The sequence below is a fragment of the Salmonella sp. NW38 genome (assembly GCF_051807745.1).
In the GTDB taxonomy this organism is placed as follows: domain Bacteria; phylum Pseudomonadota; class Gammaproteobacteria; order Enterobacterales; family Enterobacteriaceae; genus Salmonella; species Salmonella enterica.
This window is the reverse complement of the sequence record NZ_JAMMTO010000002.1, coordinates 440,010-460,997: the sequence shown is the minus strand read 5'-3', so window position 1 is coordinate 460,997 and position 20,988 is coordinate 440,010. Positions and strand designations below refer to the sequence as shown.

21 protein-coding genes are annotated in these 20,988 nt (G+C 51.9%); 19 read left to right on the top strand and 2 right to left on the bottom strand.

Annotated features, from left to right (window positions below):
* Nucleotides 1-45: 45 nt before the first annotated feature.
* From thpR to panD, 16 genes are all read left to right on the top strand, one after another.
* Entirely contained in the window at nucleotides 46-576 is a 531-nt protein-coding gene (gene thpR, locus NA624_RS05965; protein WP_001294182.1) for an RNA 2',3'-cyclic phosphodiesterase, read from the top strand.
* A 16-nt stretch (nucleotides 577-592) separates the two neighbouring features.
* Nucleotides 593-1,297: a DNA/RNA nuclease SfsA gene (sfsA, locus tag NA624_RS05960; RefSeq protein WP_000899412.1), complete on the top strand. Its 705-nt coding sequence runs from the start codon at nucleotides 593-595 to the stop codon at nucleotides 1,295-1,297.
* A 176-nt stretch (nucleotides 1,298-1,473) separates the two neighbouring features.
* Nucleotides 1,474-1,929 (top strand): RNA polymerase-binding protein DksA, encoded by a 456-nt coding sequence (gene dksA, locus NA624_RS05955; RefSeq protein WP_001155232.1) that lies wholly within the window; start codon nucleotides 1,474-1,476, stop codon nucleotides 1,927-1,929.
* A gap of 68 nt (nucleotides 1,930-1,997) precedes the next feature.
* A complete protein-coding gene (gene gluQRS / locus NA624_RS05950; RefSeq protein ID WP_001549989.1) occupies nucleotides 1,998-2,894 on the top strand; it encodes a tRNA glutamyl-Q(34) synthetase GluQRS in 897 nt (298 codons plus the stop codon).
* Between the two features lie 161 nt (nucleotides 2,895-3,055).
* A complete protein-coding gene (gene pcnB / locus NA624_RS05945) occupies nucleotides 3,056-4,453 on the top strand; it encodes a polynucleotide adenylyltransferase PcnB (RefSeq protein WP_204100804.1) in 1,398 nt (465 codons plus the stop codon).
* On the top strand, nucleotides 4,450-4,929 hold the full coding sequence (gene folK / locus NA624_RS05940; protein WP_000150782.1) for a 2-amino-4-hydroxy-6-hydroxymethyldihydropteridine diphosphokinase: 480 nt from the start codon (nucleotides 4,450-4,452) through the stop codon (nucleotides 4,927-4,929). Before pcnB ends, folK begins: the two co-directional genes overlap by 4 nt.
* A gap of 403 nt (nucleotides 4,930-5,332) precedes the next feature.
* The gene (locus NA624_RS05935; protein WP_000756783.1) at nucleotides 5,333-5,926 is read left to right on the top strand and encodes a fimbrial protein; all 594 of its coding nucleotides are present in this window, start codon (nucleotides 5,333-5,335) and stop codon (nucleotides 5,924-5,926) included.
* Nucleotides 5,927-6,191: 265 nt separating this feature from the next.
* Nucleotides 6,192-6,929: a fimbrial chaperone gene (locus tag NA624_RS05930; protein ID WP_000019793.1), complete on the top strand. Its 738-nt coding sequence runs from the start codon at nucleotides 6,192-6,194 to the stop codon at nucleotides 6,927-6,929.
* A gap of 59 nt (nucleotides 6,930-6,988) precedes the next feature.
* Nucleotides 6,989-9,595 carry an outer membrane usher protein gene (locus NA624_RS05925; protein WP_001125000.1) on the top strand — a complete coding sequence of 869 codons (2,607 nt, stop codon included), beginning with the start codon at nucleotides 6,989-6,991 and terminating at the stop codon, nucleotides 9,593-9,595.
* On the top strand, nucleotides 9,582-10,148 hold the full coding sequence (locus tag NA624_RS05920) for a fimbrial protein (protein ID WP_001549988.1): 567 nt from the start codon (nucleotides 9,582-9,584) through the stop codon (nucleotides 10,146-10,148). The genes NA624_RS05925 and NA624_RS05920 overlap by 14 nt, the downstream gene beginning before the upstream one ends.
* Nucleotides 10,149-10,162: 14 nt before the next feature.
* A complete protein-coding gene (gene staE / locus NA624_RS05915) occupies nucleotides 10,163-10,771 on the top strand; it encodes a fimbrial protein StaE (RefSeq protein ID WP_000745165.1) in 609 nt (202 codons plus the stop codon).
* An 11-nt stretch (nucleotides 10,772-10,782) separates the two neighbouring features.
* On the top strand, nucleotides 10,783-11,367 hold the full coding sequence (locus tag NA624_RS05910; RefSeq protein WP_001253713.1) for a fimbrial-like protein: 585 nt from the start codon (nucleotides 10,783-10,785) through the stop codon (nucleotides 11,365-11,367).
* 21 nt (nucleotides 11,368-11,388) lie between these two features.
* On the top strand, nucleotides 11,389-12,657 hold the full coding sequence (locus tag NA624_RS05905) for a fimbrial-like adhesin (RefSeq protein WP_071778390.1): 1,269 nt from the start codon (nucleotides 11,389-11,391) through the stop codon (nucleotides 12,655-12,657).
* A gap of 121 nt (nucleotides 12,658-12,778) precedes the next feature.
* Nucleotides 12,779-13,573 carry a 3-methyl-2-oxobutanoate hydroxymethyltransferase gene (panB, locus tag NA624_RS05900; RefSeq protein WP_000043005.1) on the top strand — a complete coding sequence of 265 codons (795 nt, stop codon included), beginning with the start codon at nucleotides 12,779-12,781 and terminating at the stop codon, nucleotides 13,571-13,573.
* A gap of 125 nt (nucleotides 13,574-13,698) precedes the next feature.
* A complete protein-coding gene (gene panC / locus NA624_RS05895; RefSeq protein WP_439040253.1) occupies nucleotides 13,699-14,553 on the top strand; it encodes a pantoate--beta-alanine ligase in 855 nt (284 codons plus the stop codon).
* Between the two features lie 94 nt (nucleotides 14,554-14,647).
* Nucleotides 14,648-15,028 carry an aspartate 1-decarboxylase gene (panD, locus tag NA624_RS05890; protein ID WP_000621526.1) on the top strand — a complete coding sequence of 127 codons (381 nt, stop codon included), beginning with the start codon at nucleotides 14,648-14,650 and terminating at the stop codon, nucleotides 15,026-15,028.
* 6 nt (nucleotides 15,029-15,034) lie between these two features.
* On the opposite strand, the gene NA624_RS05885 is transcribed toward panD, so the two are convergent.
* Together NA624_RS05885 and NA624_RS05880 are read right to left on the bottom strand one after the other, a co-directional pair.
* On the bottom strand, nucleotides 15,035-16,264 hold the full coding sequence (locus NA624_RS05885; protein WP_000245329.1) for a polysaccharide deacetylase family protein: 1,230 nt from the start codon (nucleotides 16,262-16,264) through the stop codon (nucleotides 15,035-15,037).
* A gap of 61 nt (nucleotides 16,265-16,325) precedes the next feature.
* Entirely contained in the window at nucleotides 16,326-16,766 is a 441-nt protein-coding gene (locus NA624_RS05880) for a PTS sugar transporter subunit IIA (RefSeq protein WP_000901969.1), read from the bottom strand.
* A 365-nt stretch (nucleotides 16,767-17,131) separates the two neighbouring features.
* Between NA624_RS05880 and NA624_RS05875 the strand changes: the two genes are divergently transcribed.
* The 3 genes from NA624_RS05875 to NA624_RS05865 are packed head-to-tail and all read left to right on the top strand — an operon-like array spanning nucleotide 17,132 to nucleotide 20,987.
* Nucleotides 17,132-17,683 (top strand): fimbrial protein, encoded by a 552-nt coding sequence (locus NA624_RS05875; RefSeq protein ID WP_000779119.1) that lies wholly within the window; start codon nucleotides 17,132-17,134, stop codon nucleotides 17,681-17,683.
* A gap of 47 nt (nucleotides 17,684-17,730) precedes the next feature.
* Nucleotides 17,731-18,414: a fimbrial biogenesis chaperone StiB gene (gene stiB, locus NA624_RS05870; protein WP_001086398.1), complete on the top strand. Its 684-nt coding sequence runs from the start codon at nucleotides 17,731-17,733 to the stop codon at nucleotides 18,412-18,414.
* A 26-nt stretch (nucleotides 18,415-18,440) separates the two neighbouring features.
* Nucleotides 18,441-20,987, top strand: a complete 2,547-nt coding sequence (locus tag NA624_RS05865) for a fimbrial outer membrane usher protein (protein WP_001225425.1) — start codon at nucleotides 18,441-18,443, stop codon at nucleotides 20,985-20,987.
* The last annotated feature ends 1 nt before the right edge of the window (nucleotide 20,988 follow it).

Genomic DNA, 20,988 nt, shown 5'->3' with positions numbered 1-20,988 from the left:
TGCGCCGCATTGTAGCATCGTGTTAATCCATAACCGAGTATCCCTATGTCTGAGCCAAAACGGCTGTTTTTTGCGATTGACTTACCCGACGACGCGCGCGCGCAAATTATCGCCTGGCGCGCCACCCATTTTGCCTCTGAAGACGGACGCCCCGTGGCAGCGGCGAACCTACACCTGACGCTGGCCTTTTTAGGCGACGTCAGTAACGATAAGCAGCGCGCGCTTGCGCAACTGGCCGGACGAATTCGCCAGCCGGGCTTTACGCTACATCTGGATGACGCCGGTCAGTGGCTGCGTTCACGCGTGGTGTGGCTGGGGATGCGCCAGCCGCCGCACGGGTTGTTGCAGTTGGCTAATATGCTGCGCGCGCAGGCCGCCCGCAGCGGTTGTTACCAAAGCCCGCAGCCTTTTCACCCGCATATTACGCTGCTGCGCGACGCCAGCCATACGGTGGCTATCCCGCCGCCGGGCTTTTGCTGGTCATTTCCGGTTACGTCATTTGCGCTTTACGCCTCTTCGTATGGGCAAGGCCGTACCCGCTATGCCGAGCTGCAGCGCTGGACGCTGGGCGAATAATAATGAAGGAATGTCGATGCTATTCTCCCCCCCTTTACAACGCGCTACGTTGATTCAGCGCTATAAACGTTTTTTAGCCGATGTGATCACCCCTGACGGTACGACGCTTACGCTGCACTGTCCTAATACCGGCGCAATGACCGGCTGCGCCACGCCAGGCGATACCGTCTGGTATTCGACATCAGAAAATACTAAACGCAAATATCCGCATACCTGGGAATTGACTGAAACGCAATCCGGCGCATTCATTTGCGTGAATACGCTGCGGGCGAACCAGCTAACGAAAGAAGCGATTCAGGAGAATCGCCTGCCGGCGCTGGCGGGGTACAATATTCTGAAAAGTGAAGTCAAATATGGCGCCGAGCGCAGCCGTATAGATTTTATGTTACAGGCAGATTTCCGCCCGGACTGCTATATTGAAGTGAAATCGGTCACGTTAGCGGAAAAAGAAAACGGTTATTTTCCCGACGCCATCACCGAACGAGGGCAAAAACATCTTCGGGAGTTGATGGGCGTTGCGGCGGCAGGTCATCGCGCGGTGGTGGTGTTCGCGGTGCTGCACTCCGCCATTACACGTTTTTCACCCGCACGTCATATCGATATAAAATACGCGCAGCTATTGAGCGAGGCTCAGAATAAAGGCGTGGAAGTTTTAGCTTATAAAGCAGAACTTTCAGCCCAAAAAATGGAACTGAACGAACCAGTACCCATAACGTTGTAGTGGAATAACAGCCTGATTATTAAGTATTCTGGCCGCGTGCGTAAATACGCTTTTCCTCACAGGGTTGTCAAGTGTTACGTTTAGATAATTGCTATCCGGAAAAGCATCTGCTATTTATAGCGACCTGATTTTCCCCCGAACATGGGGATCGATAGTGCGTGTTAAGGAGAAGCAACATGCAAGAAGGGCAAAACCGTAAAACATCGTCCCTGAGTATTCTCGCCATCGCTGGGGTGGAGCCGTACCAGGAGAAACCGGGCGAAGAGTATATGAACGAAGCCCAGCTATCGCACTTCAAGCGTATTCTTGAAGCATGGCGTAATCAACTCCGGGATGAAGTCGATCGCACTGTGACGCACATGCAGGACGAAGCCGCCAACTTCCCCGATCCGGTCGATCGCGCCGCGCAGGAAGAGGAGTTTAGCCTGGAGTTACGTAATCGTGACCGTGAGCGCAAACTGATCAAAAAGATCGAGAAGACGCTGAAGAAAGTGGAAGATGAAGACTTCGGTTATTGCGAGTCCTGCGGGGTGGAGATTGGTATCCGCCGCCTGGAAGCGCGTCCAACAGCCGATCTGTGCATCGACTGCAAAACGCTGGCTGAAATTCGCGAAAAACAGATGGCGGGTTAATCCCGTTCGTTTCTACCCTATTTATGACAGGCGGGAGTTTTCCCGCCTTATTCTTTATTGCCCGCAGCATGACTGACTCACACTATATTGGCCGTTTCGCGCCGTCGCCATCCGGCGAACTGCATTTCGGCTCGTTAATCGCCGCCCTCGGCAGCTATTTACAAGCCCGTGCGCAACGCGGAATTTGGCGCGTTCGCATAGAGGATATCGACCCCCCACGTGAAGTTCCCGGTGCCGCAGCGACCATTCTGCGCCAGCTGGAACATTACGGCCTGCACTGGGATGGCGAGGTCTTATGGCAATCACAGCGTCATGAGGCTTATCGCGAGGCGCTGGCCTGGCTTCACGAGCAGGGACTGAGCTACTACTGCACTTGCCCCCGCTCGCGCATTCAACGTCTGGGCGGTATTTACGACGGCCATTGCCGGACGTTATACCACGGGCCGGAGAATGCCGCCGTCAGAATTAAACAGCAGCATCCGGTGATGCGTTTCCATGATGCCTTGCGCGGCGACATCCAGGCTGACCCACAGCTGGCGAGCGAAGATTTTATTATCCACCGCCGCGACGGACTGTTTGCTTATAATCTGGCCGTGGTGGTCGACGATCATTTTCAGGGGGTGACGGAGATCGTCCGCGGCGCAGATTTAATCGAACCCACTGTCCGACAACTTTCGCTGTATAAACAGTTTGGCTGGCGTGCGCCAGGTTACGTGCACCTTCCGCTGGCGCTCAACGAACAAGGCGCTAAACTTTCCAAGCAAAATCATGCCCCTGCGCTTGCGACAGGCGATCCGCGCCCGGTACTGGTCCAGGCATTGCGCTTTTTAGGCCAACGCGACGTCGTAGCGTGGCAGGAGATGTCTGTTGAGGAGTTGCTGCGCTTTGCGGTGGAGCACTGGAGGCTTGCAGCCGTACCCACATCGGCTAATGTAAATCCGGCATTCTCAAATGCGTCTCGCTGAGCTATGATTAGCCGCTATTTTTGCTCATCGTCTTTCGCATTGCTGCGGCGTTAATGATGCTTACAGCCCAGGTCGCGTTGTTCTCTTACGCCCGTCTGCCGTAATGCGAAAGACATAGAGTAAGTTGATCTTATTAATGTATGACACTACCGAGGTGCGCTATTTTTACCCGAGTCGCTAATTTTTGCCGTAAGGTGTTAAGCCGCGAGGAGAGCGAGGCAGAACAAGCCGTCGCCCGTCCACATATGACGATTATCCCGCGTGAACAGCACGCTATCTCCCGCAAAGATATCAGTGAAAATGCCCTCAAGGTACTGTACAGGCTGAACAAAGCGGGCTATGAAGCCTACCTGGTCGGCGGCGGCGTCCGCGATCTCCTGCTCGGCAAAAAGCCGAAGGATTTCGACGTGACCACCAACGCAACACCGGATCAGGTACGGAAATTATTCCGCAATTGCCGTCTGGTGGGGCGTCGTTTCCGCCTGGCTCACGTGATGTTTGGCCCGGAAATTATCGAAGTGGCAACGTTTCGTGGTCATCATGAAGGCAGTGAAAGCGACCGTACGACCTCCCAGCGTGGGCAAAACGGTATGCTGCTGCGCGATAATATCTTCGGCTCTATCGAAGAAGATGCCCAGCGCCGCGATTTCACCATCAACAGCCTTTACTACAGCGTGGCGGATTTTACCGTGCGCGATTACGTCGGCGGGATGCAGGATCTGCAAGAAGGCGTGATTCGCCTGATCGGCAATCCGGAAACGCGCTACCGCGAAGATCCGGTTCGAATGCTGCGCGCCGTGCGTTTCGCTGCGAAGCTCAATATGCGTATCAGCCCTGAAACGGCTGAGCCAATCCCGCGTCTGGCAACCTTGCTAAACGACATTCCTCCCGCGCGCCTGTTCGAAGAGTCGCTGAAGCTGTTGCAGGCGGGGAACGGTTTTGAAACCTATCAACAACTGCGGGAATACCACCTCTTCCAGCCGTTGTTTCCTACCATTACGCGTTATTTCACCGAAAACGGCGACAGCGCAATGGAACGCATCATTGCACTGGTGTTGAAGAATACGGATAACCGCATCCGTAACGAAATGCGCGTTAATCCGGCATTTTTGTTTGCCGCCATGTTCTGGTATCCGCTGCTGGAAATGGCGCAAAAAATCGCTCAGGAGAGCGGTCTGGCCTATTACGACGCTTTCGCGCTGGCCATGAATGACGTGCTGGATGAAGCCTGCCGTTCGCTGGCGATCCCGAAACGTCTGACCACGCTTACCCGTGATATTTGGCAGCTTCAGTTACGGATGTCCCGTCGTCAGGGCAAACGCGCCTGGAAGCTGATGGAACATCCTAAATTCCGCGCCGCGTTTGATTTGCTGGAGCTGCGCGCTCAGGTGGAAAATAATACTGAGCTGCAACGTCTGGCGCAGTGGTGGGCCGAGTTTCAGGCTTCCGCGCCGCCGGAACAAAAAGGGATGCTCAACGAGCTGGACGACGATCCTGCTCCACGCCGCCGCCGTTCACGTCCGCGCAAACGCGCGCCGCGCCGCGAGGGCACCGTATGACGATCGCATATATCGCGCTTGGCAGTAATCTGGCCTCTCCGCTGGAGCAGGTCAATGCCGCCCTGAAGGCTATCGCCAACATTCCCGATAGCCGTATCGTTGCGGTTTCTTCGTTTTACCGCACGCCGCCGCTTGGCCCACAGGATCAGCCCGATTACCTGAACGCCGCGGTGGCGCTGGATACCGCCCTCACCCCCGAAGAATTGCTTAACCATACCCAGCGCATTGAGCTGCAACAGGGCCGGGTGCGCAAAGCGGAACGCTGGGGGCCGCGCACGCTGGACCTCGACATTATGCTGTTTGGCGATGAAGTGATTAACACCGACCGTCTGACGGTTCCGCACTACGACATGAAAAACCGCGGCTTTATGCTGTGGCCGCTGTTTGAGATCGCTCCAAAACTGCGCTTCCCCGACGATGGCGTCGCGCTGACGCAGCTTGTTCATCAACATACCCCCGCACCAGCATACTGGTAATTTTTAATTAATATTATTTTTAAGAAACCTGTATTATTACTTCGCTCACTAATTAATGGAATAAATCCAATCGTTATTTTCACTTAAAAGATTGTTTAGCAAAAATGAATGTCATTTATATGTAAAATTATTAAATTGATTCAGTGAATTCATTAACATCCCTCTCCCCCTAAAGCCGCTTTTTTTGCAGATTTAATGTACTATCTTGTTTTTAAACATCATTAAAAAACATATAAATCTAATCAGCATTTTTGCTTTTGAAAAAAAAATTCACCACAAATATCGTTTAAACAAACATATAATATTTCGTTATTTTACATAATGAAATATACGCATAAAATGTGCCGTCCCTCTTTAATCTTATTGAAGTGGTACATTTATCTCATTTTGTAAGGATGCAAGTATGAAAAAAGTTCTCCTGGCGACAGCCGTATTTATGGCTTTAGGCTCTTCTTCCGTTATGGCTGTCGAAGGTGGTCGTATTAATTTTGAAGGTCTGGTCAGCGCTGAAACCTGTAAAAAAGTCGTCAGCTCCGCTGTTGGTAATAGCAATATCGACGGTACGGTTACTCTGAAAACCGCACACGTTAGCGATGTTACCGCAGAAGTTCAAAACAGCACCGCAGGCGTAAACGCAGAAGATTTCTCCATCATTATCGACTGCTCCGATGCTGGCGCAGGCCTGGTGAAATCACATCTGACGATGTCCTCCTCTTTTAGCAATACGAAGGGCACCCTGGATAACGACGAAACGCTGACCCGCAGCGGTATCGAGGCGGCGAAAGCGGTTGATATCGCGGTTCACCATGTTGACGATGCCAACGCTCTCTCGCTGGTGAAAATCAACGATCCTTCTAACACGATGGAAGAAAGCTTTACCAACGGTATCGCAACCTACAACTTTAAAGCGTCTTACGTGAAATCGTCTGATGCAGGTGCCAGCGTGACAACCGGTCTGGTCTCCACCAATGCGATTTATACCTTTACTTACGAGTAATAGTCGCCTCTCAGATTGCTGACAACGCTATTGGTGCTGTTTAATGTTGGGCTGCGTCTTGCCCCATAAAACCAATAACTCAATGAATATAAATGAGTTAATTTTTACGGGTTAAATAAAACCCAACATTTATTCAGCTTCGGTGTTTGTCATCAGTCTCGCTGTCTTTAACAGACAGTATTACAGACGATGCACATTGCAGGGTAGTAGCAAATTTCGGCGCTACTTACCCTGTTTCGGATATTCAATACAGCAAGGACGGCTTATGTCTCACTCTTTAAAGTTTACTTTGTCTGCTATCGCTCTGACCGGGGCATTATTTAGCTCTGCCAGCCAGGCCGATATTATTATTTCTGGCACGCGTATTATTTATGATGCAAATAAAAAAGATGTCAGCGTGCGTCTGGAAAATAAAGGTAAAAGCCCATTATTAGTTCAGAACTGGATAGATCTCGGCAATGATAATGCCGAGCCGGGCAGTATTAAAGCGCCCTTCGCCGCCACGCCGCCGGTATCACGAATAGAACCTAAGCGCGGGCAGTCGATAAAAATTATGTATACCGCCACAGAATCGCTACCGAAAGATCGCGAAAGCGTTTTCTGGTTCAACGTGCTGGAAGTTCCACCGAAGGCAAATACCAACCAGGAAGAAAATAAGAATTTGCTCCAGCTGGCGTTTCGCACCCGCATCAAACTATTTTATCGCCCGACGGGTTTACCGGGCGCCCCGGCAGAAGCGGCAAAACAGCTGAAATGGCAGGTCGCCAGCGAACAGGGCCATGCCGTTCTTCGCGCCGATAACCCGACTCCGTATTACGTCTCCTTTAACTCTGCCACCTACACCAGCGGCGGAAAACGCTATGACGTCGACGCGACCATGGTTGCCCCCTTTGGCAAAGCCGCCTTCACGGTGAAAGGACTGCAAAACGCCAGCGCAGGCAAACTGGAATTCCAGTCCATTAATGACTACGGCGGCATCATCGCTGGCTCAGCTTCACTGTAATGACGTTATCACAAAGCAGGATGAAAAAGACGGTGCAAAACGTTTCCACAACCAGGACCATGCCAAAAAAGACGTTGCTCGCGATGTGCTGTGCGTTGTTTTACAGTCAGCCCGGCCTGGCTGCGGACATCGTTGAATACGACAGCACATTTCTGATGGGCGATGGCGCTACGTCTATTGATGTCAGCCGCTATTCTAATGGCAACCCCACGCCAGCGGGAACGTACACCGTGAGAGTGTTTGTCAATGAGAAGGCCGTCGCCAGCCAGACCATCCCGTTTATCGACATCGGCAAAAAAAGCGCCGAGGCCTGCCTGACCATGAAAAATCTGGCGCAGCTACACATTAAGTCGCCGCAAAACGTCGGCGAAAAAGCCATTTTGAAGAAAGGCGACGACGAGAGCAGCGATTGCTTAAATCTGCCAGCGCTGATTGAACAATCCAGCGTGACGTTTGATATGGGCGACCAGCGCCTGGATATCATCGTACCTCAGGCATGGATTAACAAAAGTTATGACGGCTATGTGGAACCGTCGCTATGGGAAAACGGAATCCCGGCCGCGCTCCTCTCCTACAACATTAACGGCTATCACAATACCAATCACGGTGTCGATAACGACAATATGTACGCCGCTTTCAATACCGGTATTAACCTCGGAGCATGGCGTTTTCGCGCCAACGGTAACTATAACTGGAACAATAACAGCGGCAGTAACTTCGATTTTCAGAACCGCTACATCCAGCGCGATCTCACTGCGCTGCGCTCGCAACTGATGTTAGGCGAGGCGTACACCACCGGCGAGACTTTCGACTCGGTCAGCATTCGCGGGGTGCGTCTGTACAGTGACTCCCGTATGCTACCGTCACAGCTTGCCAACTACGCCCCTGTGATCCGCGGCGTCGCCAATACCAACGCCAAAGTCACCATTACCCAGGGCGGCTACAAAATTTATGAATCAACGGTGCCGCCAGGTCCGTTCGAGATTAACGATCTCAGCCCTTCTGGCTACGGGAGCGACCTCATCGTCACTATCGAAGAGGCCGACGGCAGCAAGCGCACCTTTAGCCAGCCCTTCTCCTCGGTAATGCAGATGCAAAAACCCGGCGTCGGGCGCTGGGATGTCAGCGCCGGGGAAGTGAATGACGACGATCTTCACGATAATCCGTATGTCGCGCAGGGTACCTACTATTACGGTTTGAACAACTATCTGACCGCCTATACTGGCGTTCAGGCTACCGATAATCACTACCTGGCGGGGTTGCTCGGCATGGGCCTCAACACGCCGTTTGGCGCCATCGCGCTGGACATCACCCATTCCCGCGCGGAGATCCCTGACGATAAAACCTATCAGGGGCAGAGCTACCGCTTAACGTGGAACAAGCTGATTGAAGCCACTGATACCTCGTTTAACGTGGCGGCCTACCGCTATTCAACCCAGAATTATCTGGGGCTGAACGATGCGCTTCAGTTGATCGACGAAGCGAAATATGGGGATGACGACCAGCGCAACACCATGAATAACTTTGCGCGCCTGAAAAACCAGATCACCCTCAGCATCAGCCAGCCGTTACAGCATGGCGAAACGGATTACGGTTCCTTTTATCTCTCAGGCTCCTGGACAGATTACTGGGCGACGGGCGACAGCCGCAGCGATTATACGCTGGGCTACGGTAAAGGCTTCTCATGGGGCAGCATGAGCGTCAACCTGCAACGCACCTGGGATGAAGACGGTAAAAAAGATGATTCGCTCTATATCAACCTGAGTATTCCGCTCGCCAACCTGCTTGGCGGGGAGAGTCGCCGTTCCGGTTTTAACACCCTCTCCACGCAGATGCGGACGGACTTTAACGGTGGCCATAACCTGAGCATGAACAGTAGCGGTAGCAGCAAAGACAATATGCTGAACTATAGCGTAAATACGGGTTATACCATGCAGAAAGAGGGCAAGAGCATCTCTGATATCGGCGGCTATGCCAGCTATCAATCCCCGTGGGGAGATATTTCGGCCTCAGCCTCTGCCAATAACGATAGCAGCCGACAATATTCGCTCGCGACAAACGGGGGCTTTGTCCTGCATGGCGGCGGCCTGACGTTCACTAACGATAACTTCGGTAATAACGATGCCATCGTGCTGGTAAAAGCCCCCGGTGCGAAAGGCGCACGCATCAATGGTGGCAACAGCACCATCGATCGCTGGGGCTACGGCGCGACAAACTCGCTTTCCGCCTACAGAGAAAACCTGGTCAATGTCGATATCGACACACTGGAAAACGACGTTGAGCTTAAGAGCACCAGCGCAACTCTGGTGCCGCGCGATGGCGCGGTGGTCTTAGCCAGTTTTGAAACCGACCAGGGACGCTCGGTCATTCTTAACATGTCCCGCAATGACGGCAAAGCTCTGCCGTTTGGCGCAGAAATCTACGAGAACGATGTGCAGATCGGCAACATGGGCCAGGGCGGACAGGCTTTTGTTCGCGGTATCAGCGATGCGGGCGAACTCTCAGTACGTTGGTTTGAAGAAAACCAGCCAGTAACTTGTTCAGCAACCTTTGCGTTGCCTGCAACGCAACAAACGGTAGGGTCCAGCCAGACCTTACTGTTAGACCACGTAACCTGTCGTGTTAATAACCTTAAATCAAATGGAATAGACAATGAGAAGGAATAAGCACCTTTTAGCAGCCTCTGTGCTCGCGATGATATTTCCACTGACCAGTCAGGCGGAAGATATCAACGTTGACTTTACCGCTACCGTGCTGGCCACGACGTGCAGCATGTCGATTGCGGCGTTAGATGGCTCGAACGTATCGGGTGATGCTACCAGCGGCTATACGCTGAATGTCGGCGATGTCGGGTTGGATAAAATCATAAAAAAATCAGCGGAATCGCAGAAAAACTTTAAGTTTGTGGCGAAAGATTGCAGTGCCGCCCTGACGAAAATTACCACCGCACTCGGCAGCTCTGCGGATGCCAGCGGCAACTTTATTAAAAACCAGTCTGCGGCGTCCGATGCGGCCAGCAATATTGGTATGGGCTTTAAGCGTAAGAGCACCACCGATGAAACCTATTTCACGCCAGGCTCCGGTTCAATTACCTGGACTGACGACGAGCGCACAGCAAACGAAGTAGAGATGACGGTTGCGCTGCGTGAACTGACCGACGGCGCGGGTACCATGGGTGCCTTCAGCTCTACCGCTACGTTTAACTTCACTTATCAATAACAGGGACGATGATAATGAAAAAGCAAGTATTGCGCGGCGTAATCTTAGGCGCACTGGCGACCATGACCGCGGGCGTATCAACAATGACGCAGGCCGATGGCACCGCCAGCCTGGACTTAACGGTAAATGCCAACATCACGGCGGGAACCTGCTCCGCATCGGTGCTGGACGGTGAAACCGCCACCGATACCATCGCATTTGGCAACGTCTACATTTCGGAAGTTTTTGCCAAAACAAAAGTCAAAAGCTTTAAACTGCGCTTCAGTGACTGCGCGGGATTAAAAGATAAAAAAGCCTCTTTGGTCATTGCGCCAAGAGATGCAGGTTGCGCAGGCAGCGATTCGATTAACGCAGAATTTGCCAACGCCTCCACAGCGACGTCTAAAGCACAGAGAACCGCTGTTGAACTCTGGACAACAGATACCCCGGAAGGTTCTAACAGCGTCCAGTTCCACTGCCGTAACAAAAATGCGCAAGAGATTGATCTGAGCAGTGCAAGTTCAACCACACCGGTTGATTATCCGTTAAGCGCTCGCATGGTGCCGGTTACCGGTTATGCAATCACTGCGCTAACAGCAGGTGACTTCTATTCCCCCACCACCTTCACCATCACTTACCAGTAATGGTGATACCAATGAGACGTTTGCGCAGACTCACGCTCGCCACGTTATTTTCAGGGCTGGCAACAGCCCTGTTTATCGCGCCGCTGTATGCCGACACCAACGTGGATTTTACCGCCACCGTGCAGAAAGATACCTGCCAGATTGAAATTGACGGTAATGGTACAGTCAGTTTAGCGACCGTCGGGCCGAGTTACTTCGCCGATGGCATCACGGCGGAAACGGACTACGGGGGCGGCAAGGAATTTCTGATTAAGTTGATAAGCTGCCCGGTTAGCGGCGGCGCAATCACGAACGTCACGTTTAACTTCTTACCACAGAGCGGGCAGTTCGTTACCGGTAATAAGCAGGTATTTGCCAATGATTTAGCAACCAGCACAGACGGTGCCTCCAACGTCGGCGTAGTGATTTTTACCACCGAGTCACCCCGCCATAACGTTCTGAACACCGATGGCTCCTCGCGGGCAACCTTTGCCGCGACGACATACAGCGATACCTCATGGACGTTTTATGCCCGGATGCAGAAAGTCCTCAGTAACGACGTGGTCGTCCCCGGCAAACTCAGCAGCCGCGTGCTGGTAAATGTTGAATACGAATAACGTGAGGACCAGTTAACTATTATGATAACAAAATGCGATCACCGACTGATGCTATTAAACACTCAAAGACTAAAGAGTGTCATTAAAATCATATCATTATTACTGTTATCTTTCGTTTCTTTTGTGACGCCTTCGTATGGCTGGTCACTATATGTAGGCCAATATACAAAGAATGAAGGGGGAAACGTATGGGGAGCGGTGCAGGATTTTACAAAATCCTATGCGCCCAAAAACATGCTTAATCCAATAGCTATTCATAACGGCTCAGGACTGCGTGAAATCTCCGTATCGAATGATGCGACAGAGCTCGACCCCACTACTGGGCTAAGTTGTAACAAAGATGGCGATAACCATGTCCTGACACTGTATCATGGCTACAAGAACTCCGGTAAAACCTACAACGGTAATATGTTATGGGAAACTAATACTCCTGGTATGTACATGGGTATCGAAGTCACCAATATCAACTTTGGCGGCCAATACTGGGGTGAAAAATTCTGGATAAACTGGAGCAACGGAGAAACGTCCGGCGCAAAAAAATTTGATTTAACAAATATCATGCCAAAGGATGGTCGTTTCGAACTCTGTCAGAGGCCAACCAACTGGACCTATTTTGGATTAGGCGGTATTGTTCTGTGGGTTAAATATCATTTGTATATTGATGACTCTTTTAATCCTGCCGGAGCAACTTCGTTATCTGTCTCGCTACGAAAAGAACAATCGTATGATTATCAATTTGCTTCATCACCAGCCTTCTCAGGCTCACATAATGTATATTACAATATAGCACCAAATCAGTTGACGATTAACTATCCTACCTGCCAGGCCAATGCGGTCACAGGCGATGGGGTAACAAATTCAACGGTTCCATTTGGGGAACAGAATGCCAAAGACATTTCGGCGAATACCATTAACCGCAAATTTTCCATAAAGCTCAGTAATTGCGCTTACGTTAAAGAATTGAATGTTACGTTAAGTTCTGCAACGGTAGGAGGACAGGATAACACCTTGCTCGGTAATACACTTACCGGCAGTGAGGCGGCTGGTGGTATCGGTGTCATGATCGAAGGGGAGAAAAATCCAAACAGCCCTGCTGACTGGACCTTACTTAAGCCAAACATCAGCAGTTCTATTTATTCTTTTACTAATTCCCCGGATTACGAAAATAGCGAAATTGGGAATGCTGAGCAGGTAATGAATTTCCAGGCGACCCTGAAACAGGATGGTAACAAAGCGATAACCCCAGGAAAATTCAAAGCTACGGGTAAATTCACCATTACTTATCCCTGATGTTTATTCCGGCAGACCTCCTCTGCCGGTTTTTTCCTTTCCCACAAAGCGCTAACACTTTCTTCGGTCATTCCCCTACAATGCGGCCATTCTATTCATCAATATTATGGCCGGAGAGGTTATGAGCAAACCCACCACTATCTCACTGCTGCAAAAATGCAAACAGGAAAAGAAGCGCTTCGCGACAATCACCGCCTACGACTATAGCTTTGCCAAACTGTTCGCCGATGAAGGCATCAACGTGATGCTGGTGGGCGATTCCCTGGGCATGACAATTCAGGGGCACGACTCCACCCTGCCGGTCACCGTGGAAGATATCGCCTATCATACCCGCGCCGTTCGCCGTGGCGCGCCGAACTGCCTGTTGCTCTCCGACCTGCCGTTTATGGCTTATGCCACGCCGGAACAGGCGTTTGAAAACGCGGCCATCGTGATGCGCGCCGGGGCCAATATGGTCAAGATCGAAGGCGGCGCATGGCTGGTTGATACGGTGAAAATGCTCACCGAACGCGCCGTGCCGGTGTGCGGCCATCTGGGGCTGACGCCGCAGTCGGTGAATATCTTCGGCGGCTATAAAATTCAGGGGCGCGGCGACGCCGGGCAGGTGCTGCTGGATGACGCGCTGGCCTTAGAAGCGGCGGGCGCACAGCTGCTGGTGCTGGAATGCGTGCCGGTTGAACTGGCGAAGCGCGTCACGGAAGCACTGTCGATTCCGGTGATCGGCATCGGCGCGGGCAACGTTACCGACGGGCAGATCCTGGTAATGCACGACGCGTTCGGCATCACCGGCGGCCATATCCCTAAATTTGCGAAAAATTTCCTTGCCGAAACGGGCGACATGCGCGCAGCTGTACGGCAGTATATAGCTGAAGTAGAGTCCGGCGTTTATCCGGGCGAAGAACACAGCTTTCACTAATTTTTCTAACCGTGCCGGATGGCGACGCGACGCGTCTTATCCGGCCTACAGATCCTCAACGGATGTAGGCCTGATAAGCGCAGCGCCATCGGGCAGGATCATCAGGCAACTCAAGGAGTCTTGTTGTGCTAATCATTGAAACCCTGCCGCTGCTGCGCCAGCATATCCGTCGTCTGCGTCAGGAAGGCAAACGCGTCGCACTGGTTCCCACCATGGGCAATCTGCACGACGGTCATATGAAGCTGGTCGATGAGGCAAAAGCCCGGGCTGATGTGGTGTTCGTCAGCATTTTCGTCAATCCGATGCAGTTTGACCGGCCGGACGATCTGGTGCGTTATCCGCGCACGCTGCAGGAAGACTGTGAAAAGCTGAACAAGCGCAAAGTCGATTATGTCTTTGCGCCAGCCGTTGAGGAAATTTACCCGCAGGGGCTGGAAGGCCAGACGTACGTTGATGTTCCCGGCCTCTCCACCATGCTGGAAGGCGCCAGCCGTCCGGGCCACTTCCGCGGCGTCTCGACCATCGTCAGCAAGCTGTTCAACCTGATCCAGCCGGATATCGCCTGCTTTGGCGAGAAAGATTTCCAGCAACTGGCGCTGATTCGCAAAATGGTGGCGGATATGAGTTATGACATTGAGATCGTCGGCGTGCCGATTATTCGCGCCAAAGACGGTCTGGCGCTCAGCTCACGTAACAGTTATCTGACCGCAGAGCAGCGCAAAATTGCGCCAGGTCTACACAACGTGATGAATAGCATCGCTGAAAAACTGATTGCGGGTAATCGTGAGCTGCAAGAGATTATTGCCATTTCCGAACAGGAATTGAATGAAAAAGGCTTCCGTGCCGACGACATTCAAATCCGTGATGCCGACACGCTGCTGGAACTGACGGAAACCAGCAAACGCGCCGTGATTCTGGCCGCCGCCTGGCTGGGTCAGGCGCGTCTGATCGATAATCAAAGCGTTACATTAGCCCAGTAGACAGGGGTTAAAAATCGGGCAATACTGCCTGAGAATTTCCAAAGCAGGCCACAAGCGCCTGCTTAGTCAAGATAAACGACAGGGTATAGATGTTATGATTCGCACCATGCTGCAAGGCAAGCTCCACCGCGTAAAAGTCACGCAGGCGGACCTGCACTACGAAGGTTCCTGTGCCATTGACCAGGATTTCCTCGATGCCTCCGGTATTCTGGAAAACGAAGCGATTGATATCTGGAACGTGACCAATGGGAAACGTTTCTCAACCTATGCGATTGCGGCTGAACGCGGCTCCAGAATCATCTCGGTGAACGGCGCGGCGGCGCACTGCGCTGAGGTTGGCGACATTGTGATTATCGCCAGCTTCGTCACCATGTCTGATGAAGAAGCCCGGACATGGCGGCCGAAAGTGGCCTACTTTGAAGGCGACAACGAAATGAAGCGTACCGCGAAAGCCATTCCGGTCCAGGTTGCCTGATAGTCCTTACCCCTGCGGCTGGTTGCTGATCAGCCGCGACATGGTTTCCAGCGAATCCGTGCGTAAAATATATAGCCTTTTGAGCAGCATCGGATTATCTCCCGGCTTCACCTTCCCTCTCACCGTGGTGACCGCCAGATGGAAACCGGCGTCTTTTGCTGCTTTGATCGCGGTCGCGTTATAGCCGCCAAAGGGATAAGAAAGATAAAATACGTGCGGAGTAAACTGTGCGAGCGCCCGCCGCGAACGTTCAAAATCAAACAGAATATTATGGTAGCTGCGGCTATATAAAATCGGACGACGATGCCCATCTACCCGATGTAAAAAGTGAGTATGCGACTGAAAATCAAAAATATCGCTTATCTTGCGCAATTCGGACACGCTCATAAATTGCAGCGACCTGGGATTCCATTTTTGCGGATGGCGCTTAATACGCGATGAAATAATAAATGCCGTCGCTTTCATACCGTACTGCTTTAATACCGGATACGCATAGCGACTCACCGATTTAAGGCCATCATCAAAGGTGATAGCCACCGCGCGCGCCGGGAAATTCGCGCGGTTATGGATGTAATCCTCCAGTTGGTACATCGTCAACGTGGCATAGCCGCGATCGCGAAGCCAGGTCATTTGGTTGCTGAATGCCCGAACCGAAGTCGTGGTGGACGTATGGCGAAAACGGGTATTCTCTTCATCACGTAAGATGTGATGATAGGTCAAAATCGGGATGCCGTTGTCTTCCTGCGCATCCATGGCGCTGACATACGCCAGCCTGTCGCCAATACGGATCTGATACCAGGTTTGATGTAGCCTGCCTTTCAGCTTACTAATAATGGGGTAACGCAAGTTATCCACCAATACGCCAAACGGGGCGCTACTGATGTCCGGCGCGTTATACACCGGCGTGTCCTTCCAGGTCACCAGATTCTGATTGCTGAGCGGCTTGTTAAGATCGCCCAGGCCATCTTCCACTTTTTGTTTTCCCTGCACAGGTTCCAGATGGCCTTTATCGATAAATCCCTCGCCGAAGCCGAATTTAAAGGCATAATAATCAGCCGCAACAGGCGTTACGGAAAGAATTTGTCCGGCGCGGATATTCCCTACGGTCACCATTTTATCGCCAATCTGCGACCAGATGGCGGCGTCTTTCGTCGTTTGCATATAACGAGCGGGCAAGGCAGCCAACACATTACCGGAGAAAAAGAACAGCAAGATAAGAACAACGCGCATAACCATATATCATAACCGAGGCGAAAAAACGCCGTTATTGTAGCAAAAGCGTCGTCAATGGTATTGATCAAAACTCATACAAATCATGTAGCAATACAAAAGGCGGGTTTTTCTGCTGCTGATGCCAGAGACTGGTGACATCCGGCGCGCCAAGCGCGACAATCTGGTCGCGAAATGCTGAACTGCTCATCGACTCTCGCAAAGGAAGCATTTCCTCTATCAATGAATAGCTGACACCTGAAATAACTTCACATTGAGAATGTTTATGGCTCATCAGCGACGCTACACGATAAGGCGCCGCGCCGGAAATGTCGGTTAAAAATATCACGCCTTCACCGGAGTCGGTGGCATGGAGGGCATCACACATCATACGGCTCAACATGTTTGAGCTCACGCCGCGCCAAAAATTGACCGCCCGGCATTGCGCCAGCGGACCATTTTTTCTCTCCAGGCGATCAAGCATATCCTGTGCGCGATCGTCATGGCAGGTAATCACCCATCCCAGCATAACTTCTCCTCCATTGAGCTCCAATCCAGCATGTCAGCATGTTTTTTTGGCCAACAACACTCTATGACCACGATCATTTTTTATTCAAAAAAATTTGCATTATTTTTAAAAATGTTCGCAGCCTTCATAGAATCTGGCCCATTGAAAGTATAATCACGGCAATTCTTAAATAAACATCCACCGAAACAATCAATAAAATATATATTATAAATATTTTATATTTATGTATTCTGAATTTTTCTTCGCGCCGCAAAAATCATCGAACGTCATATTTACTCATTCGGGAATAAAAAGAACAATAACTTTCCACACAATAAATATTGCTACTATGTCAATATTTATAATATCTTAAAGGATCAAAGATAATGAAACTCACCTTAAAAACACTCGCTGTGGCACTGGCTGCCATCACCCTCTCCCCCGCCGCGCTGGCAGACACCGCTAAAGACGGCACCGTACATATCACCGGCCTCATTCAGCAAAACGCCTGTACGGTAAAAACGGATTCAGTATTAATAGAGGTAACATTACAGAACGAATTTGCCTCTCTTTTTACTGCCGCAGGGCAAACGGCAGGGGATAAAGGCTTCACCATCGATCTCGAAAACTGCGACGCAAACATCTACAGCAATGTACAGGCACGCTTTGAAGGTACGCTCGACGGAACCGATGCGACCATCCTGAAAAATGAGGCTGATGCTCAGAATATTGGCGTGCAAATTCTTGATAAAACGGGTGACAGTACGCCAGTGACCTTTAACGATCTTCAGGCATGGTCTTCCGCAGTCGCGCTCCCTACAGAAGAGGGGGTGACGACACTCTCAATGCCTTTCACCGCCCGCTATATCGCCACCGCGGTTCCCGTTGGGTCGGGAAATGTCGATGCAAGCGCAACATTCTATCTGCAATATAACTGATCCTGGCGGCCAGCGTCGGCTGGCCCATTTGTTTATTGAGGTCATCAATGAATTCATTGGCTAAAGCAGGGTTGCTTTGTTGCCTGTTGTGCGGTTCGCTGGCGCATGCCGCAGGGATAAACATCGGCGCAACGCGGGTTATTTTTCACGGCGATGCCAAAGATGCATCCATATCGATAAGCAATAGCGACAACGTTCCCTATTTAATTCAGTCCTGGGCGCAATCGATCAGCGAAACCGGGGCGAGCGGCGATGCGCCGTTTATGGTCACCCCGCCGCTTTTTCGCCTTAATGGCGGGCAAAAGAACGTACTGCGAATTATCCGTACCGGCGGCAATTTGCCGGAAGATCGCGAGTCGCTGTACTGGCTGGATATTAAATCGATTCCCAGCAGCAATCCGGACAATAAGCACAATACGCTCATGCTGGCCGTTAAAGCGGAATTTAAGCTGATTTACCGGCCAAAAGCGTTAACCCAAAAGCCAGAAGAGGTTGCCGATCGGTTAACGTGGTCGCGTCAGGGTCGCACGCTCACCGTGAAGAACCCCACGCCCTATTATATGAACTTCGCCACCCTTTCCGTTGGCAGTCAAAAAATAAAAGCCCCGCGCTATGTGGCGCCTTTCGGCAACGCGCAGTACACGCTGCCTGCCGCCGCCAGCGGCCCGATCGCCTGGTCTATCATCAACGATTTTGGCGGTACTGGCCCCGAACATAAACAAACGCCTTGAGAAGAGTGACAGGGATGAGAGTGCCGATGCGCAAAGGGCAACACAGGGGATTTTATTTATCGCGCTGCGCTGTGTGTATCGCGCTGGGCAGCACGTTCGCACATGTTGCATGGGCGCGCGACTATTTCAATCCGGCATTTATTGAACACCATGGGCAGGCGAATCGCACAAGCGTCGATCTGTCGACATTTGATAACGACAAAAGCCAACTTCCTGGCACCTATTACGTCACTATCATTATCAACAAAACAGAAATCGGCGCGCGAAACGTTGATTTTCAACTCACGACGCTCAGTGACGGTCAACAGGCATTACAGGGCTGTTTACGGCTTCAGGAACTAAAAGATAACGGCGTCAAAACCGACCTTTTTCCAACGCTGGAGAGTGAAAAAGGCTGCGTCGATCTCAGCGCTATCCCCGGCGCCAGCCAGCAGTTTGATTTTCAGCAACAGGCATTATCGATAAGCATCCCTCAACTCTACATCGCCAACAACGCGCGCGGCTACGTGCCGCCGGAAAAGTGGCAGGAGGGGATTACCGCGCTAATGCTGAACTACAGTTTCAGCGGCTATAAAGAGTACGGTTCCAGTGAGGATTCCGACGATGCGGAATCGAAGTATCTCGCTCTCCAGCCGGGTTTTAACCTCGGGCCGTGGCGTTTTCGCAACTACAGTAACTGGAGCGCAAATAACGGCGAGAGCGGTAGCTGGAACAGCGTTTATAACTATTTACAGCGCGACATTATCGCGCTGAAAAGCCAGTTCACCGCCGGAGACAGCAATACGCCATCCGACGTGTTCGACAGCGTACCTTTTCGCGGCCTCCAGCTTACCTCTGACGATCAAATGCAGCCCAACAGCCAGCGTGGTTACGCCCCGACGATTCGCGGCATCGCCCGTTCAAACGCGCAGGTTATCGTGCGGCAAAACGGTTATATCGCCTATCAAACTGCCGTTTCGCCGGGCGAATTTGAAATCAACGATATGTTTCCCACCGGCAGCAACGGCGACTACGACGTGACGGTAAAAGAAGCCGACGGTAGCGAACAGCATTTTATCGTGCCCTACTCTTCGCTGCCGATTCTGCAGCGCACCGGACGGGCAAAATACAGCGTGACTGTGGGTAAATATCGTGATTACGACAACCACACGCTGGACGACTTCGGCCAGGCGACCCTGCTGTACGGCCTGCCGTGGGGTATCACGCTGTACGGCGGCAGCCAGATTGCCGGCGATAAATACCAGTCCGTCGCCTTCGGCGTCGGGCAAAATATGCAGATGCTGGGGGCCATTTCCCTGGACGGTATCTGGTCGCACGCCAAATTTGACGATGGCCGCAAAGAAGCCGGGCAATCCTGGCGCGTCCGCTACAGCAAGGGCGTCGTCAGTACGGGCACCACGTTTTCGCTGGCCGGCTATCGTTACGCCAGCGAAAACTACAATTCGCTGAGCGAGGTGATCAACCCGGACGACGATTTTTATGATAACTACGGCAAGCGCCATAATCGTTTCGAAGCTTCAGTCAACCAGCAAATTAGCGATACGCTCGGTTCCTTAACGCTAAGTTGGGTAAAAGAAGATTACTGGCACAGCGCGCAGCAGATGGAATCTCTGAGCGCCAACTACAACAATAGCTGGGGCCCGGTGAGCTATACGTTAAGCTACAGCTATAACAAAAACACCTACCAGTACCGATCGGATAATGACGATGATGATAACGACGACGATCGTTATAACCAGAACGATCGGCTGTTCACGCTGTCGCTGCATGTTCCGTTTACGGTGTTCGATTCCAGGCTATACGCCAGCTATATGCTGAACACGCGTAAGCACGATGCTACGGTGAACAGCACCACCCTTAGCGGCACCGCGCTGCGTGACAGAAACCTGAACTGGTCGTTACAGCAGAGCCACAGCACACAAGACGGTGATTCCGGCGGGGTAAACGCCAGCTACAAAGGCACTTATGCCAACCTCAACGCCGGTTACAATCAGTCGCCAGATAGCCAACAGGTCAGCTACGGCATCAGCGGCGGCATTCTGGCGCACGAAAACGGTATTACCCTGAGCCAGCCAATTACCGGCGCGGCGATTTTAATTAAAGCGCCCGGCGCCAGCGGCGTTTCAGTTGAAAACCAGACCGGCGTCGCCACCGACTTCCGGGGTTATACGGTGATCCCCAACGTCACTCCGTATTATCGCTACGATATCTCGCTCGACAGCAGCACGTTTGCCGACAACGTGGATATTCCACTCAACAACCAGACTGTCTACCCGACGCGTAATGCGGTGGTGCGCGCGGCGTATGACACGCATAAGGGCTATCGCGCGCTGTTAACGCTGACGCGCAGCAATGGCGAGCCCGTGCCCTTTGGCGCGACGGCAAGCGTCGATGGGCAGGATGCGAACCTGGCCAGTATCGTCGGCGATAAAGGCCAGGTCTTCCTCAGCGGCCTGCCGGAAGAGGGCCTGCTCCTGGTGAACTGGGGAAGCGCCTCTTGCCGCGCGGATTACCGTCTGGATATCAGCAAAAATATGAACGGCATCGTGATGGCGAACGCCGTCTGCCAGTGAG